Source organism: Hamadaea sp., assembly GCF_013362815.1.
Lineage (GTDB): Bacteria > Actinomycetota > Actinomycetes > Mycobacteriales > Micromonosporaceae > Hamadaea.
Genome location: NZ_JABFVK010000013.1, coordinates 45,039 through 58,110, shown reverse-complemented (window position 1 = coordinate 58,110; position 13,072 = coordinate 45,039). Strand labels below are relative to the sequence as shown.

General features: G+C 67.7%; 12 protein-coding genes. 3 read left to right on the top strand and 9 right to left on the bottom strand.

Annotated elements, in window-relative coordinates; genetic code table 11:
- Positions 1-29: 29 nt before the first annotated feature.
- Entirely contained in the window at positions 30-464 is a 435-nt protein-coding gene (locus HOV77_RS05285) for a VOC family protein (RefSeq protein WP_290858233.1), read from the bottom strand.
- Between the two features lie 67 nt (positions 465-531).
- On the opposite strand from HOV77_RS05285, the gene HOV77_RS05280 reads away from it, so the two are divergent.
- The gene (locus tag HOV77_RS05280; protein ID WP_290859674.1) at positions 532-1,146 is read left to right on the top strand and encodes a TetR/AcrR family transcriptional regulator; all 615 of its coding nucleotides are present in this window, start codon (positions 532-534) and stop codon (positions 1,144-1,146) included.
- Positions 1,147-1,152: 6 nt separating this feature from the next.
- Here HOV77_RS05280 and HOV77_RS05275 read toward each other — a convergent pair whose 3' ends face one another.
- Positions 1,153-2,058, bottom strand: a complete 906-nt coding sequence (locus tag HOV77_RS05275) for a GNAT family N-acetyltransferase (RefSeq protein WP_290858231.1) — start codon at positions 2,056-2,058, stop codon at positions 1,153-1,155.
- Positions 2,059-2,181: 123 nt separating this feature from the next.
- On the opposite strand from HOV77_RS05275, the gene HOV77_RS05270 reads away from it, so the two are divergent.
- Together HOV77_RS05270 and rbsD are read left to right on the top strand one after the other, a co-directional pair.
- A complete protein-coding gene (locus HOV77_RS05270) occupies positions 2,182-3,174 on the top strand; it encodes an alpha/beta hydrolase-fold protein (protein WP_290858228.1) in 993 nt (330 codons plus the stop codon).
- A 72-nt stretch (positions 3,175-3,246) separates the two neighbouring features.
- Positions 3,247-3,666, top strand: a complete 420-nt coding sequence (gene rbsD, locus HOV77_RS05265) for a D-ribose pyranase (RefSeq protein ID WP_290858226.1) — start codon at positions 3,247-3,249, stop codon at positions 3,664-3,666.
- 79 nt (positions 3,667-3,745) lie between these two features.
- Here the strand turns inward: rbsD and HOV77_RS05260 are convergent, their stop codons facing one another.
- The 7 genes from HOV77_RS05260 to HOV77_RS05230 form a co-directional block, all read right to left on the bottom strand.
- Entirely contained in the window at positions 3,746-6,160 is a 2,415-nt protein-coding gene (locus HOV77_RS05260) for a GH116 family glycosyl-hydrolase (RefSeq protein WP_290858223.1), read from the bottom strand.
- The gene (locus HOV77_RS05255; protein ID WP_290858220.1) at positions 6,157-6,975 is read right to left on the bottom strand and encodes a carbohydrate ABC transporter permease; all 819 of its coding nucleotides are present in this window, start codon (positions 6,973-6,975) and stop codon (positions 6,157-6,159) included. The genes HOV77_RS05260 and HOV77_RS05255 overlap by 4 nt, the downstream gene beginning before the upstream one ends.
- The gene (locus HOV77_RS05250; RefSeq protein WP_290858217.1) at positions 6,972-7,925 is read right to left on the bottom strand and encodes a sugar ABC transporter permease; all 954 of its coding nucleotides are present in this window, start codon (positions 7,923-7,925) and stop codon (positions 6,972-6,974) included. Before HOV77_RS05250 ends, HOV77_RS05255 begins: the two co-directional genes overlap by 4 nt.
- Entirely contained in the window at positions 7,922-9,241 is a 1,320-nt protein-coding gene (locus tag HOV77_RS05245) for a sugar ABC transporter substrate-binding protein (RefSeq protein WP_290858214.1), read from the bottom strand. The genes HOV77_RS05250 and HOV77_RS05245 overlap by 4 nt, the downstream gene beginning before the upstream one ends.
- An 8-nt stretch (positions 9,242-9,249) precedes the next feature.
- Positions 9,250-10,404 carry a DUF4185 domain-containing protein gene (locus tag HOV77_RS05240; protein WP_290858212.1) on the bottom strand — a complete coding sequence of 385 codons (1,155 nt, stop codon included), beginning with the start codon at positions 10,402-10,404 and terminating at the stop codon, positions 9,250-9,252.
- A 14-nt stretch (positions 10,405-10,418) separates the two neighbouring features.
- Positions 10,419-11,492 carry a glycoside hydrolase family 172 protein gene (locus tag HOV77_RS05235; RefSeq protein ID WP_290858209.1) on the bottom strand — a complete coding sequence of 358 codons (1,074 nt, stop codon included), beginning with the start codon at positions 11,490-11,492 and terminating at the stop codon, positions 10,419-10,421.
- 69 nt (positions 11,493-11,561) lie between these two features.
- Entirely contained in the window at positions 11,562-13,070 is a 1,509-nt protein-coding gene (locus HOV77_RS05230; protein WP_290858207.1) for a DUF4185 domain-containing protein, read from the bottom strand.
- Positions 13,071-13,072: the final 2 nt, after the last annotated feature.

The window sequence follows — 13,072 nt, the reverse complement described above, 5'->3', positions numbered from 1 at the left end:
AACGTCGCCTATCCGGCGAACATCTCGGCTTATCCGGCGAACATCTCGGCGACGCGCTCGGCGAGCTCCTCGGCGGAGACGTCGCGCAAGTGGCGGTCGACCGCCCACCGGTGTCCGGACGGATCGAGGAACTGCGCCGTGCGATCGCCCCAGAACGCGTCGTTCGGCGGCTCGAACGAGGTTGCTCCGGCGGCGATCGCACGCTCGTAAACCGCGTCGACGTCGGACACCGGCAGGTGGAAGGCGGCCGGACTCGCGCCGAGCGCGGCCGGCGTCCGGAGCCCGCGATCGGGCCACTCGCCTGCGATGGCCAGCACAGTGTCGCCGATCATCAGCTCGACCGTCAGCGGCCGCCCATCCGGCAACGGCACTCTACTGGTCTCCCGCGCGCCGAGTACCTCGGCATACCACTCGGCCGCAGCGTCGGGATCGTTCACTACGAGATGTACGGCAAGCTGTGTCATGCGAGCGACCATACAGCGTGTCTGGTCATCATGTCTAGACGCGACGTCCGCTAGGCTGTCGACCGTGATGGCCAGACGCGACGAACCTCAAGGAAACGACGCCGACCTGCGCGAGCGCATTCTCGACGCGACCCGCGACCTCCTAGCCGACCGCGCTTTCGACGCGCTCAGCGTCGCGGAGATCATCGCTGCGGCCAGAGTTTCCCGCGCCAGCTTCTACTTCTACTTCGCCGGCAAACCGGCGGTGCTGGCCGAACTCGTACGACGCGCAGTTGGGGCCGGCCACGAGGCGGCGGAACCATGGACCCAAGCCAAGGCCGGTCCGCACGAGACACTCCGGTCGGGCATCGACGCCGGAGCCGAACTGTGGCTCGCCAATGCGGCGGTGTTACGCGCGATCGTCGAGAACTGGGCCTCCGATCCGCAGCTACGCGAACTCTGGCTCACTCAGATGAAGACGTTCACCGACGCCACGATCAGCCGGATCGAAGCCGATCGGCAGGCCGATCCGGCAGTCGCGGCCCGGCTCGACGGGGTCGACGTACGCGCGCTCGCCGCGACGCTGACGTGGACCGGCGAACGGCTCTACTACCTGGCCGCCTGTGGGGTTCCGCCCTTCGACGATCGAAAGACCCTGGTCGACACCCTGACGCAGTTGTGGTTGTCGGCGATCTATCGCTGAGTGGACCTAGTTCCGGCGGCTGAACTGGAGCCGGAGGAATGACTCGACGAACCCGGCTTTCTCGTAGAGGCGTACCGCGCCGGTCGGGTTCTCCCCGTCGACGTTCAACGCCAACTCCGGTACGCCGGCCGCCCGGGCCGCGTCGATCACCGTCGCCAGCAGGGCACCGGCCGCTCCGCGGCCCCGCCACGGCGTACGCGTCGCGACCTGCTCGATGACGACGGTCTTCGGCGGCTCCGGAGTCACCGAGGGCACGTAACACAGCGCGAAGGCGACCAGTTCGTCGCCGTCCCAGGCGGCGTACGACAGGTCGGGGCGGAACCGTTCGTCCTGCGGGAAGCGAGCGGCCCACTCCTCGAACGGCGTCGGATGGAATCCGAAGTGCTCGCCGAAGCCTTCCTGGTGCGCCACCCACAACGCGTACTCGTCGCCGGGTGCGTACGCCGCGATCCGCAGGTCGGTCGTCGCGGGGACAGTCGGCAACGCCACGTCACGGGTCATCCAGATGAAGCCACGCTCCAGAACGAGGCCGAACCGCCGCACCAGCGACTGCGTCGCCTGGTCGGTGCTGCGGCAGCCCACGATCGGCAGGTCCGCTGGGCTGCACTGGTCGAGCTGCCAGCCCAGCAGATGCCGACCGATGCCCCGGCCCCGGTACTCGGCCAGCACGCCGCCGCCCAGGAAGCTGCGTCCGCCGTTCTTGTCCGGCGCGGCGAATCCCCAGCCGACGAGGTCGCCGTCCACCTCGGCGAGCAGGAACGCCTCGGGTTCGGCGTACACGGTGAACTCGCGGATCACGTCTGCCTCGGTGGCGGGGCGGCCATGGCCGGTCGTCTCACGGATGACCGACCGCAATCGGGCCAGCCGGGCCGCGTCCGCCATGGTCGCCGAACGGTAGGTAACCGGGATCATGGGCCAACGGTAGTGGCGGGGGTGGACCGCCGCCACGCGATTGAGGCTTTCGCCATCGTCGATACCTGTGGCACGATGGAGCGTCCCTGCAATCGATTTCTCACATCGTCTTGGGGAGGACTCATGCGACCAACCGTTTCGCGCCGTCGCCTGCTGACCGGCACCGCCGCCACCGTCGCCGCGACGGCTGCCGCCGGGCAGCTCGGCTCGCCCGCACATGCTGCGGGGTTGCCGGTCGGCAACGGATTCGGGCTGACCGTGCTCGACAACCAGCGATGGGACGCGCGCCTGGCGTACGTGCGATTCCGCAGCACCGAGCTGACTCGCGATCCGGGTGTCAACATCCTGCTGCCCGACGGCTACGACGCCAACCCGGCCCGCCGCTATCCGGTGCTCTACCTGCTGCACGGCGGCAACACCGACTTCCGCCAGTGGCACATGGAACTCGGCGCGGTGGATTCCACCGCCGGGCTGGAGGTCATCGTGGTCATGCCCGACTGCTACAAGATCGGCTGGTACGCGAATCACCTCCGCCCGCTGCTCGGCCCGCTGAACTGGAAGAACTTCCACATCTACCAGTTGATCCCGTGGATCGACGCCAACCTGCGGACCACCGGGAGCGCTGCCGGGCGTGCCGTCGCCGGACTGTCGATGGGCGGCTACGGCGCGCAGAAGTACGCCGCCGAGTTCCCGGATCGGTTCGCGGCGGTGTCGTCCTACTCAGGCCCGTCGAACAACCTTGCAGCCGACATCGAGAGCTGGATCTTCGTGACCCCGGCCGCCGACGGGCAGTTCCCCGGCGCGGTCTACGGCGGCATCGGCGAACGGCACGACATCATGACCGCCGAGAATCCGTGGGATCGCGTGGAAAGCTTCCGCGGCAAGCGAATCGCGTTGTACGCCGGGCTGACCGACGTGACGCCGGACGCCTGGATGAGCGACGTCCAGGAGCGGGTGGTGCATTACCAGAACGCGGCGTTCCACCAGCGCCTGCTCGACGCCGGGATTCCCAACGCCTTCCACGACTACCCCGGTACGCATACCGGTGAGCACTGGGCGCGCAACTTCCGCGAGGACGTCCCGGGCATCGTCGCGGCCCTGACGCCCGCCGGTTGACACGCGAAAGCCGATTCTTTAGCGTTGCCGGGAAATCGAATTCCCGAGTGTGGTGAGCAGCTGGAGGAAGACATGCGGCACGACGGTCTGTGGCATCCACGCCTGCTGGAGATCCTCACGAGCGCAGGCCACACCGATCTGATCGTCGTCTGCGACGCCGGACTGCCCGCCCCGCCCGGAGTGGAGGTCGTCCACCTCGCCTGGCGGTCCGGCGAACCCGCCTTCCTTCCCGTGCTCCGGCAGATCCTCGGCGAGTTCGTGGTGGAACACGCCACCATCGCCGAGGAGCTGTCCGATGCCACGATCGCCGACGGCATCGCCGGTCTCGTTCCGGCGCAACGGATCGGACGGGTCAGCCACGAGGAGTTCAAGCGGATCACGCGTACGGCGCGGGCGATCGTGCGCACCGGCGAGGTGACTCCGTACGCCAACGTCATCCTGCAGGCGGGCGTCCCCTATGGACCGGCCGCTCCCGAGCCGCTCCCGGGCTGACCGCCGGGCACCGGATCACGGATATGCAGGCTAAAAGAGCGCGGGAAGCCTGCATATCCGTGATCTGCAGGCTTCCCGCTTAGGAAAGGTCGCCGTAGCGGCACGAGACGGCGACGCCGTCGGCGGAGCGAGTGACGGTCCCCCACCCGGTCGGAGTGATCAGCGGCCACGTCCCGGGTCGCGAGGACAACGCGTCGACGACTGACCAGCCCGCCATCGCGCGTACGTAGTGGTCGCCGCACTCGATCTCGTTGTAGGGATTGCGCCGCCGCCCGTCATAGCGAGCCCAGATCCCCCGGAGGATCGCGTACGCCTCGTCGTCGAGTCCTTCCCAGAGGCAGTGCGCCGCCACCTGGTATTCGCTACCGGTCCACACCTCGTCGCAGTAGCGCGTCGGCACCGCCGGACGGCCGCCGTCGGGCCAGGTGCACATGAGCAGCCCGGTGTCGTCCCGGTCGGCGAAGACCCGGTAGATGTGGTCGAACCCGTCGAATCCCGTCCGGAGGTTGTTCGCCACGACCGAGCGCAGCGCGCTGACGACGTGGTCACGCGGCAACAGATAGCCGAGATCGAGCTGATGCGCCCACCACTGGCCGATGAGCTGGTCGGCGAGGCAGCCGTCCAGCCACTGGTAGTCCGTGGACTCCCCCTCGTCGAGGACTTGGACGTAGTAGGAGCCGTTGAACAGCAACTTGTCATAGGCTGCGGAGCCTCGCTCGAACAGCTCGTCGAACTGGTCCCGCGAAGAACCCATCAGGTCGGCCATGGTGCCGGCAGCCCGCAACGCGGCGAGCCACAGCGTCCCCATGAAGCTGTTGACGCCGCACAAGTCGATGTCGTGTGTGGACGGTTGTACGCCGCGCAGCACCCCGGTCGAGGAGGGATCCCACCGTTCGCGGACGTAGTCCAGCAACCGCTGCACGGAGGGCCAGTATCGGCGTAGCCAGTCGAGGCCGGCTCCGTTGCGTATCTCGCGATAAGTCTTCAGGACGCTGCCGAGCATCCCGTCGAGGGCCGGCTCGACGGGGCCGCCGATCGGCTTGTCCCACAATTGCGGCAGGTAGGTCGGCGAGATGACCCGATGCGGCAGATAGCCCTCCGGCGCTTGCATCACGTCGTACTCGGTCTGCCGCATGCTGCGTTCGAGCTCGGGGAACAGCCGCGCGACGGTCTGGGCGTAGTTCCACACGTGGGTGCAGTTGAGCGGGCACGATCCGCCGACGTCGCCGGTCCACATCACCGTCGACGCCCCGAGGACGCCCTCGAACCCGAAGAACGCGCCGTCGGCGGTGACGAAGCAGGACGGGCTGCGCAGGATCGCCGCCTGAGCGGCGAGATGTTCGACGGCTTCGTCGTCGAGGTCGCTCTCGGCGAGCACCGAGGTCCAGGCGTGCGTACCGGCGACCAGGGCGTCCCACGACGAGGTGACGTGGGACGCGACGGACACGGCGTCGGCGTACCGCTGCGCATAGGCGTTGCCAAGCCAGAACCGGGTCGGCCCCCACTGGGGGTTCGGCGGACCGAACTGCACGAAATTCGCGTACCGATTGGGAAAATGCCAGGCCAGCAGGACGCGGACGGTGCCGCTCTCCCCCGGCTTGAGGTCGAGGACGGCCGCGACCCCGCCGTTCCACGTGCGGCCGGGGCCGCTCGGCCCGAAGGCCGGCGCGGGCCCACTGGGCTGGTAGTCGAAGCCGTGCGGGACCACGGTCGACGTGTCCACATAGAACGCTCGCGAGCCGAGGAAGCCGAGGAATTCATCGGCGTCCTGCCACTGTGGCAGGGTCGCCGCGGACGGCGAGTCGATCGACAGCACCGCCTGGCCGGCGCCGGGCGCGAGTGGATCGATCGCGTGGTTGTCCATGACCAGCGAGGTCCAGCCGTTCTCCCGCCGTACGCGATTCGTGTTGCCGCCGTAGCCGCGCCCGTTGACGCCGTCGATCGGCGTGGTGCCGTCGTGGCCGACCGGATTCTGCATCGCCGCCCCGAGCCAGACGTGAGCGTCCACATCAGACGGATTGGTGACGGTGAAGGTGAACATTCCCACGGGCAGCGAGGACCGTTCGACGTCGAGCGGGATCAGCGGGTTGACCGCCGTTAGCCGGACCTCCACCGGCAGCCCGTGGTAGTCGATCTCGGCGAACGGATACAGCCCGCGGAACGTCGTCGATTCCACGCCCGGGTAAGTGGCCGACAACTCACGCTGCCAATCGGGCACGAGATCGTCGTTGACCAGCGGCGTGGGCGGGCCGGGCTCGACCGGTGCCTGCAGGACGACGGTCCGGTCGAGCGGCGGCTCGATCTGGCTGACCCGCAGCGCGAAGAACGTGCCCGGCAACTCCCCGCGATGGTTGCCGACGTTCTGCAGCTGCCACTGCCGCAGCCCGCCGTCCGCGCCGAGCGCGAACCCGCCGGTGCCGATGCCGCCGATCGGCAGCGCGACGAAGCGCCCTTCGTCGTGCCGGATCGGCCGCGCGCGTTCGAGAGAACTCATTTCATCCCCGAGATCCGGATGCCGCCGATGATCTGCTTCTGGAAGGCCAGGAAGAGCAGGATGACGGGCAGCGCGGCGAGCGTCGAGCCCGCCATGAGCAGGCCGAGCTCGGAGGAGCGGTCGGATCGGAAGGTCGCCAGATACTGCTGGATCTGAAACAGGTTCGCATCGGTGATGGTGAGCACCGGCCACACGTACGCGTTCCAGAACGCCAGGAACGAGGTGACCCCGACGACCACCAGCGCGCCCTTGGAAATCGGCGTGAAGATGTGCAGGAAGATCCGCCAGCGCCCGGCGCCGTCGATGAGGGCCGCCTCCTCCAGCGCGACCGGCACCCCCAGGTAGTACTGCCGCAGGAAGAACACCTGCAAGCCCGACGCCGCACCCGGAACGACCAGGACCGCCATCGTGTCGAGCATGTGCAGCTGCGTCACCACGATGAACGAGGTCAGCATGATGGCGATCCCCGGGATGAACATCGTCGTGATGACGACGACCCACAGGGTGCGCTTGAACGCGAAGTCCAGCCGGGCGAAGGCGTACGCCCCGAGCGAGTTGACCACCAGGCTCAGTGCGGCGAACAGCAGCGCACCGACGAAGGTCACGCCGATCGAGCGCAGGAACGCCGGGTCCTCGAGGATCTGAGTGTAGTTCTCCCAGCGCCAGACCTCGGGGAAGAACTGGAACGGGGTCTGCACTACCTCCGTCTTGCTCTTGAATCCCGCGATCAGCATCCAGGCCAGCGGGAACAGGGCACTGAGCAAGAACAGCCCGGCGAGGAACACCTTGCCGATCGTCACGAGCAGCCGGGTCATCCATCCACCGCCTTCTCGGAGCGGACCAGCCGGAAGATGACCGCCGAGACCGAACCCAGCACCAGGAAGAGGAGGAGGGCGGCGGCGATCGGATAACCGGCGTACAGGTCGTTGGTGAAGTGCCGGAAGATGAACAGGTTCGGCAGCGTGGTCGACTCCAGCGGCCCGCCGTTGGTCATCACCAGCGGCACCACGAGGAACTGCAACGACCCGGCGAACCCGGTGACCAGCAGATACAGGAAGATGTTCTTCATCAGCGGCAGCGTGATGTGGACCATCTTGGCCCACCAGCCCGCCCCGTCGAGCGAGGCCACCTCGTAGTAGGCCTCGGGGATGTCGAGCAGCCCGGCCAGCATGATCAGCGAGGCGATGCCCATCCCGATCCAGATCGCCGGCACCGCGATCGCGGGCAACGCGGTCCCGGTCTCGCCCAGCCACGCGGTGTCGTCGCGGCCGACGAGGCTCAAGGCCCAGTTCAGGATGCCCCCACGGTATGCGTAGATGATGGTGAAGATGATGGAGGCGATGACCTCGGAGATCACGGCCGGGACGTAGATCGTCACCTTGAGCAGACCGGCCATGCGCCCGCTGAACGACTTCACGAGGTTGGCGAACGCGAAGGCGATCACCAGCTGCGCCGGGACCACCATCGCGGCGAACCCGAGTCCGCGCAGCACCGAGGCAAGGAACGCCTGGTCGGTCAGCACGTTCACGTAGTTGTCGAGCCCGACGAACTCTGACGAGGCGTAGAAGCTCCAGGTGAAGAAGCTGATGTAGACGGCGTGCAGCAGCGGCCAGATGACGAAGATCGCCAGGAGCACCACCAGTGGCGCGAGCATCACAAACGCCACCTTGGTGTCGCCGTGCCGCCGGCGCCGGGACCGTGCCCCGGACACTTCACGGGTGCCCGGTGCTGCGACCGAGGTCGCAGCACCGGCCGTGGTCGTCATGACGTCGTGCCCTGTCCGGCCAGGTTGTTCTTCGCGATGATGTCCTTGATCTCGGCGTCGGCCTCCTTCAGCGCCGTGTCGATGTCCTTGCCCTGGAGGGCCTTCTCGATCGCCTTGCCGAACGCCAGGCTGATCGACCAGTCGTAGGTCGGCTCCGGCTTGGCGTACTTGACCACCTTGTCCTGGATCGTCTGCGCCCACGGGTTCTCCTTCGCGGCCGGGTCGCTGCTGATCGTGTCGGCGACCGCGGTGCGGGGAGAGTACTTCGAGAACTTGGTCGTCTTGAAGTAGTCGACCAGCAGAGCCGGGTCACCGGCGAGCACGTACGCGATGAAGTCGGCCGCCGCCTGCGCCTTGGTCGACTTGCCGTCGATCACCCAGGTCCAGCCGCCCAGGGTGGCGGTCGGCTTGGTGGCGTCGCCGTCGAACGAGGGCATCGGCGCGGCGGCCACGTTGCCCACGACCTTCGGGAAGTCCGACAGCAGCACGCTGGCCGCCCAGGAACCGCAGGCCATCATGGCCGCCTTGCCCTGACCGAAGGGGGTCGCGTCGGCGTACGCGGCGAGCGGCTGCTTGGGCATGACGCCCTGCTTGTACAGATCCTGGTACGCCTGCAGCAGCTGCTTGTACGCCGGGTCGGTGGCCCGGGGCTGCGACCAGTCGTCGCTGATCGGCAGGTGTCCGGCGGCGTTCCACTGCAGGCCCCAGGTGGACCAGCCCATGTCGATCTGGTTGCCGGCCGTCGAGAAGCCCGAGACCTGCTTGGTCGTCAGCTTCTTGCCGTAGTCGATCAGTTCGGCCCAGCTCGCCGGGGGCTTCTCCGGGTCGAGCCCGGCCTTGGCGAACAGGTCCTTGCGGTAGTAGAGGACGGCCGACGGTTCGACGAGCATCGGGTAGCCGTACTTCTTGCCCTTGTAGGTGATCGAGCCGACCACGGAATCCTGCAGGCCCGACCATTTGTCGGCGGCGATGACGCCGTCGAGCGCCTGGATCTGGCTCGTCCGGGCGAAGCCCTGCACCTTGTTGTAGTTCAGGGTGAAGACGTCGGGCGCCTTCCCCGCCGCCTGGGCGGCCTTCATCTTCTGGTCCCACGCGTCGGCCGGCACGATCTGGTGCACGACCTTCACCTTGTCCTGAGCGGCGTTGTACGCGGCGACCGCCTTCTTGTACCAGGCGTCCTCCTGGTCGGTGAACTTCTGCTGCCAGATGGTCACCTCGGTCTTGCCACCCGATCCGCTGTCCTTGCCGCTGCCGCATCCGGCGGCGGCGAGAGCGGCCGCGCCGGCCAGGCCGCCGAGCAGAGCTCTGCGCTTCATCGCGACTCCTAGGATTTCTCAAGATCAATTGAGTAGAGGAACACGTTGTACGGTCCCCAGAGGGAGAGGTTGAAGTAGATTCGGCGGCCGTCTTCGCCGGTCACCGGGTATTGAAAGGGCGCGTAGAGCCCGGGATGTCCGGCCGCGTCCACGACGGTCCGCGGCTCGCTCCACGGCCCCCAGGGGGTGATGCCCTCGCGCAGCACGACGCCGTCGCCCTCGCGGAGATACATCATGATCCACCGGTCGAGATACGAGTTGTACGCCACCGAAAGCTCGCCGATGGTGTCGTCGACGATCAGGACCGCCCGGTCCCGTTCGGCGGCCCAGATCGGACCGGTGGAGTCGGCTCCGGCGTAGTACCGGTAGGCCGACGGGTCCTCCACCTGCGCGGCGGGTACGCGCATGAGGCGTACGCCGCCGAACCGGCCGGCCGGGATGGCCCAGAAGTAGAGCTGGTCCACCCCGTCTTCGAGGACATGGGCGACGCTGACCTGGATGAATCCGGAGTCACCCGGCCACGTCGTCTGTTCCAGCCGGGTCCAGTTCTGCCCGCCGTCGGTGGAGCGGGCCAGCCCGGCGTGGTTGGCATCCCAGCGGCCCGGGTCGCCCCAGTGCCGCACCGACATGTAATAGAGGTACAAGGTCTTCCCCGCTGTGCCGCCATTGGTCGGCCCTTCGTCCTCACTCCCGGCTCGAGCGTTCGGGCCGACGGCAAACCCGTAAGTGGGGATGACGGTCATCTCAACGCCGTCGACCTTCTTGCTGTCCAGCAGTTCCTTGGCGAGCCCGGTCTCGTCGGTGATCATGCCCGTCAGGCGTACGCCGTCGGACAGGTCGCGATCGGTGGTGTAGCCGAGCACGTTCGACCGCCAGAAGCTGCCGCCCGCGCCGGTCTGCTCGGCTGTCCGTTCGCCGAAGGTGTCGCCGAAGACCAGGTACGTCGTGTCCCCGGCGGTGAAGACCGAGCCGAGATCGGTCCCGTGCACCGCATACGCGTCAGTGCCGCCGGGCACACCGGTGACCTGGCCGATCTCGGTCAGGTTGCCGACGCCGGTCAGCACGAACGGCTTGTCGGTACGCGGGTCCAGCACGGTCACGGTCTCTCCTGACGAGCTCGTGCACCCGGTGGCGAGCAGCGCCACCGCGAGCAGAGCGGACATTCGGGCTCGGCGGATCACAGCCCGGGCAGTCGCCGGCCGACCGGCGGCAACGTGAACGGTTTGTGGGGCAGCTCCTGATACCAGTACGCGACCGAGGAGAGGTCGTCGTTGCGCCGGTTGGCGTGCCCGTGCTCGATGGTCACCCGGATGGAGCTGCGGAACGGCACGGGATCTTCGATGTGGAAGCGGTAGAGCGAGATCTGCCCGCTCCAGTTCTCCCCGCCCGGCAGCGTGATCCCGTGGTACGGCGCGTGATAGCTCTCGCTCGGGCACCAGGCGGTGTTGAAGTAGTCCTCGGTCCCGGTCCCGTGCAGGCTCGGAGGGAACGCCTCGCCGTCGATGAAGATCATGTCGTCGCCCTCGCCGTACCAGTTCCAGTCGGCGGTCTGGCGGAGGTTGGTCACGTTGAGCACGCAGCCCACATAGTGACCACGCCCCTCGGCGTCGAGGATCGTGTAGTTGCCCGCGCCGTCGAGGTTGCTTCCCGAGAAGAGCCAGTCAGAGTTCGACAGCTCGCCCTGTTCGATGCCGTCGGTCGGGCACTCCCGCCGCCATTGCGCATGGAATCGGCCCAGATCCGCGCCCAGCTCGTCGAACTGGTCGTAGTCGATGTAGTAGTAGAACCACAGGACCTCCGACTCGCACTCACTGGTGAGTTCGAACCGGGCCCGGGTCGCGAAGGGCATGTGGAAGAAGCAGTTGAACGCCTTGCCGTCCTGCGGGCTCATCTGGAGCGGCGCCGAAACGAAGTTGGCGGTGCGGCCGTGGCCGACCCCGAAGAAGTCGCCGAGCGGCACGAGCACGCTCGGGTGCTCCGCGTCGTCCCAGTAGACCCGCAGGACCAGCTTGCGCAGGAAGTCCCGGTCAGCAGTGGCCGGCGTGGCCGCGTCCCGCGGGGCGACGGTCATCCAGATGTGATTGATCGAGCCGGCGCCTTCGATGTCGGCGAGCGTGACGGTTTCACCGGGGTGGACGGTGACTCGGTCGTCGTTGCCGCCGCTGCGGTCCCAGCTCGACTCGCGCCGGCGGCGGTGCGGCCGCAACCGGGGCAGGTCCCGAAGGCTGCTTCCGTATGAACCGTAGTTCACGCTGTCCCCTCTCTAGCGGCCCCGGCGGCGACGCTGCCGTGCGGACCGATCCGATGATCGCAGGATGATCTATGCCTTGACCAGGGCGAAGTCGTCGTGCTGGAGCCACATGTCGCCGTTGTCGGTCCAGATTCCGGCGAACACCTCGACTTGCGTACGCCCGCCGCTGTTGAACGACACCGTGAAGCGGGTCCACGAACCCACGGCGTGGAAGTTGACCTCGGCGAACGGCGGCCCGTTGACGTTGCGTACGCCGAAGAAGCCGTTGTCGTTGTTGCCCGAGGTACGCAGCCAGCCGGTCAGCACGTAGTTCGTGTTCGCGGCGACGTTCACCACCTGGTGCAGATCGTGCCAACCGCTGTTGTACCGGACGAATCCGTTGCGGTCGCCGGTGAAGCTCCAGGTATCGTGGTCGATCCCGCCGTTGCCGACGGCCGCCCACGGCCACGCGACCGATCCGCTGGTCTGCCGCTCGAAGCTCGGATCCCGGACGAGGTTCGAGTTGCCGATCGTGGCGTCCGGGTTCAGCGTCACGCGGATCAGATACACGTTGTACGGCGTCCAGTCCGACATCGTCAGATACAGGTCGGAGCCGCTGGACCAGGGGTGCATGAACCCGCCGTACAGCCCGGGATAGTCCGCCGACGAGGCCAGCACACTGGGTCCGCTCCACGGGCCGGTCGGCGCGGTCGCCGAACGCAGCACGATGTCGCTGCCCTGCAGATAGGTCATCAGCCACTTGCCGGTGTACGCGTTGAACTGCACCGACAGCTCGGACACCGGCGCGGCGACGATCGCAGTCGCCAGCGTGTCCGCGCCGGTCTGCCAGGCGCTGCCCGTCCAGTACTCGTACGCGGACTTCGTCAGCACCGACGCCTCCGGCACCCGGGCCAGGTACAGTGCGCCGTTACGGCCGTTCGGGGTGCCGTAGAGGTAGACGTACCCCGAGCGGCGCACCATCGCGGCCATCTGGAAGTGGTCGTTGCCGGAGGGGTTGTCCCAGCGGGGACCGCCCGAGGTCACCCAGTTCTGCCCGTTGTCGTCCGAGTACGCGATCGCGGCGTAGTTCGTGTCCCAGTAACCGGGCGCGCCCCAATGGCGTACCGACATGTAGGCGAGATATTGCCGCGAGCCGACCGAGACCCCCGCGGTCGGGATGACCGTGATCTCGGAGTTGTCGACCTTCTGGCTGGGGATGAGCTGCTTGGCGTGCCCCGGGGCGTCGGTGGCCGCGCTGCTGAAGGACATGCCGTCCCAGAGGTTGTGATCGCTGCTGCGCAACAGGACCTGGCTGCGCCAGTCGTCGCCGTTCGCGCCCGGCGGGGTGGCCGCCGCGCCGAAGGTGTCGCCGAACGCGGTCAGGATCTCGCCCGCGCCGTTGTCCCACATGATGCCGAGATCGGTCGCCTTGACGTTCCAGGCCGTGTCGGTCGAGCTGACCGACCCGGGGCCGGTCACCTTGGCCACCACGATCGCCGGTGACGTCGCGGTCGTCGCCGCGGCCGGTTGAGCGACCGCGACCAGTTGTGCCATCAGCAGTACGCCGGTCGCCGCGGCGCAGAGGGTCCGGGTCTTCATCG

Coding starts and splice junctions, on each gene's coding strand:
- HOV77_RS05250 (WP_290858217.1), bottom strand. CDS start 7,925: ATGACGACCACGGCCGGTGCTGCGACCTCGGTCGCAGCACCGGGCACC.
- HOV77_RS05245 (WP_290858214.1), bottom strand. CDS start 9,241: ATGAAGCGCAGAGCTCTGCTCGGCGGCCTGGCCGGCGCGGCCGCTCTC.
- HOV77_RS05275 (WP_290858231.1), bottom strand. CDS start 2,058: ATGATCCCGGTTACCTACCGTTCGGCGACCATGGCGGACGCGGCCCGG.
- HOV77_RS05260 (WP_290858223.1), bottom strand. CDS start 6,160: ATGAGTTCTCTCGAACGCGCGCGGCCGATCCGGCACGACGAAGGGCGC.
- HOV77_RS05285 (WP_290858233.1), bottom strand. CDS start 464: ATGACACAGCTTGCCGTACATCTCGTAGTGAACGATCCCGACGCTGCG.
- HOV77_RS05255 (WP_290858220.1), bottom strand. CDS start 6,975: ATGACCCGGCTGCTCGTGACGATCGGCAAGGTGTTCCTCGCCGGGCTG.
- HOV77_RS05240 (WP_290858212.1), bottom strand. CDS start 10,404: ATGTCCGCTCTGCTCGCGGTGGCGCTGCTCGCCACCGGGTGCACGAGC.
- HOV77_RS05280 (WP_290859674.1), top strand. CDS start 532: ATGGCCAGACGCGACGAACCTCAAGGAAACGACGCCGACCTGCGCGAG.
- rbsD (WP_290858226.1), top strand. CDS start 3,247: ATGCGGCACGACGGTCTGTGGCATCCACGCCTGCTGGAGATCCTCACG.
- HOV77_RS05230 (WP_290858207.1), bottom strand. CDS start 13,070: ATGAAGACCCGGACCCTCTGCGCCGCGGCGACCGGCGTACTGCTGATG.
- HOV77_RS05270 (WP_290858228.1), top strand. CDS start 2,182: ATGCGACCAACCGTTTCGCGCCGTCGCCTGCTGACCGGCACCGCCGCC.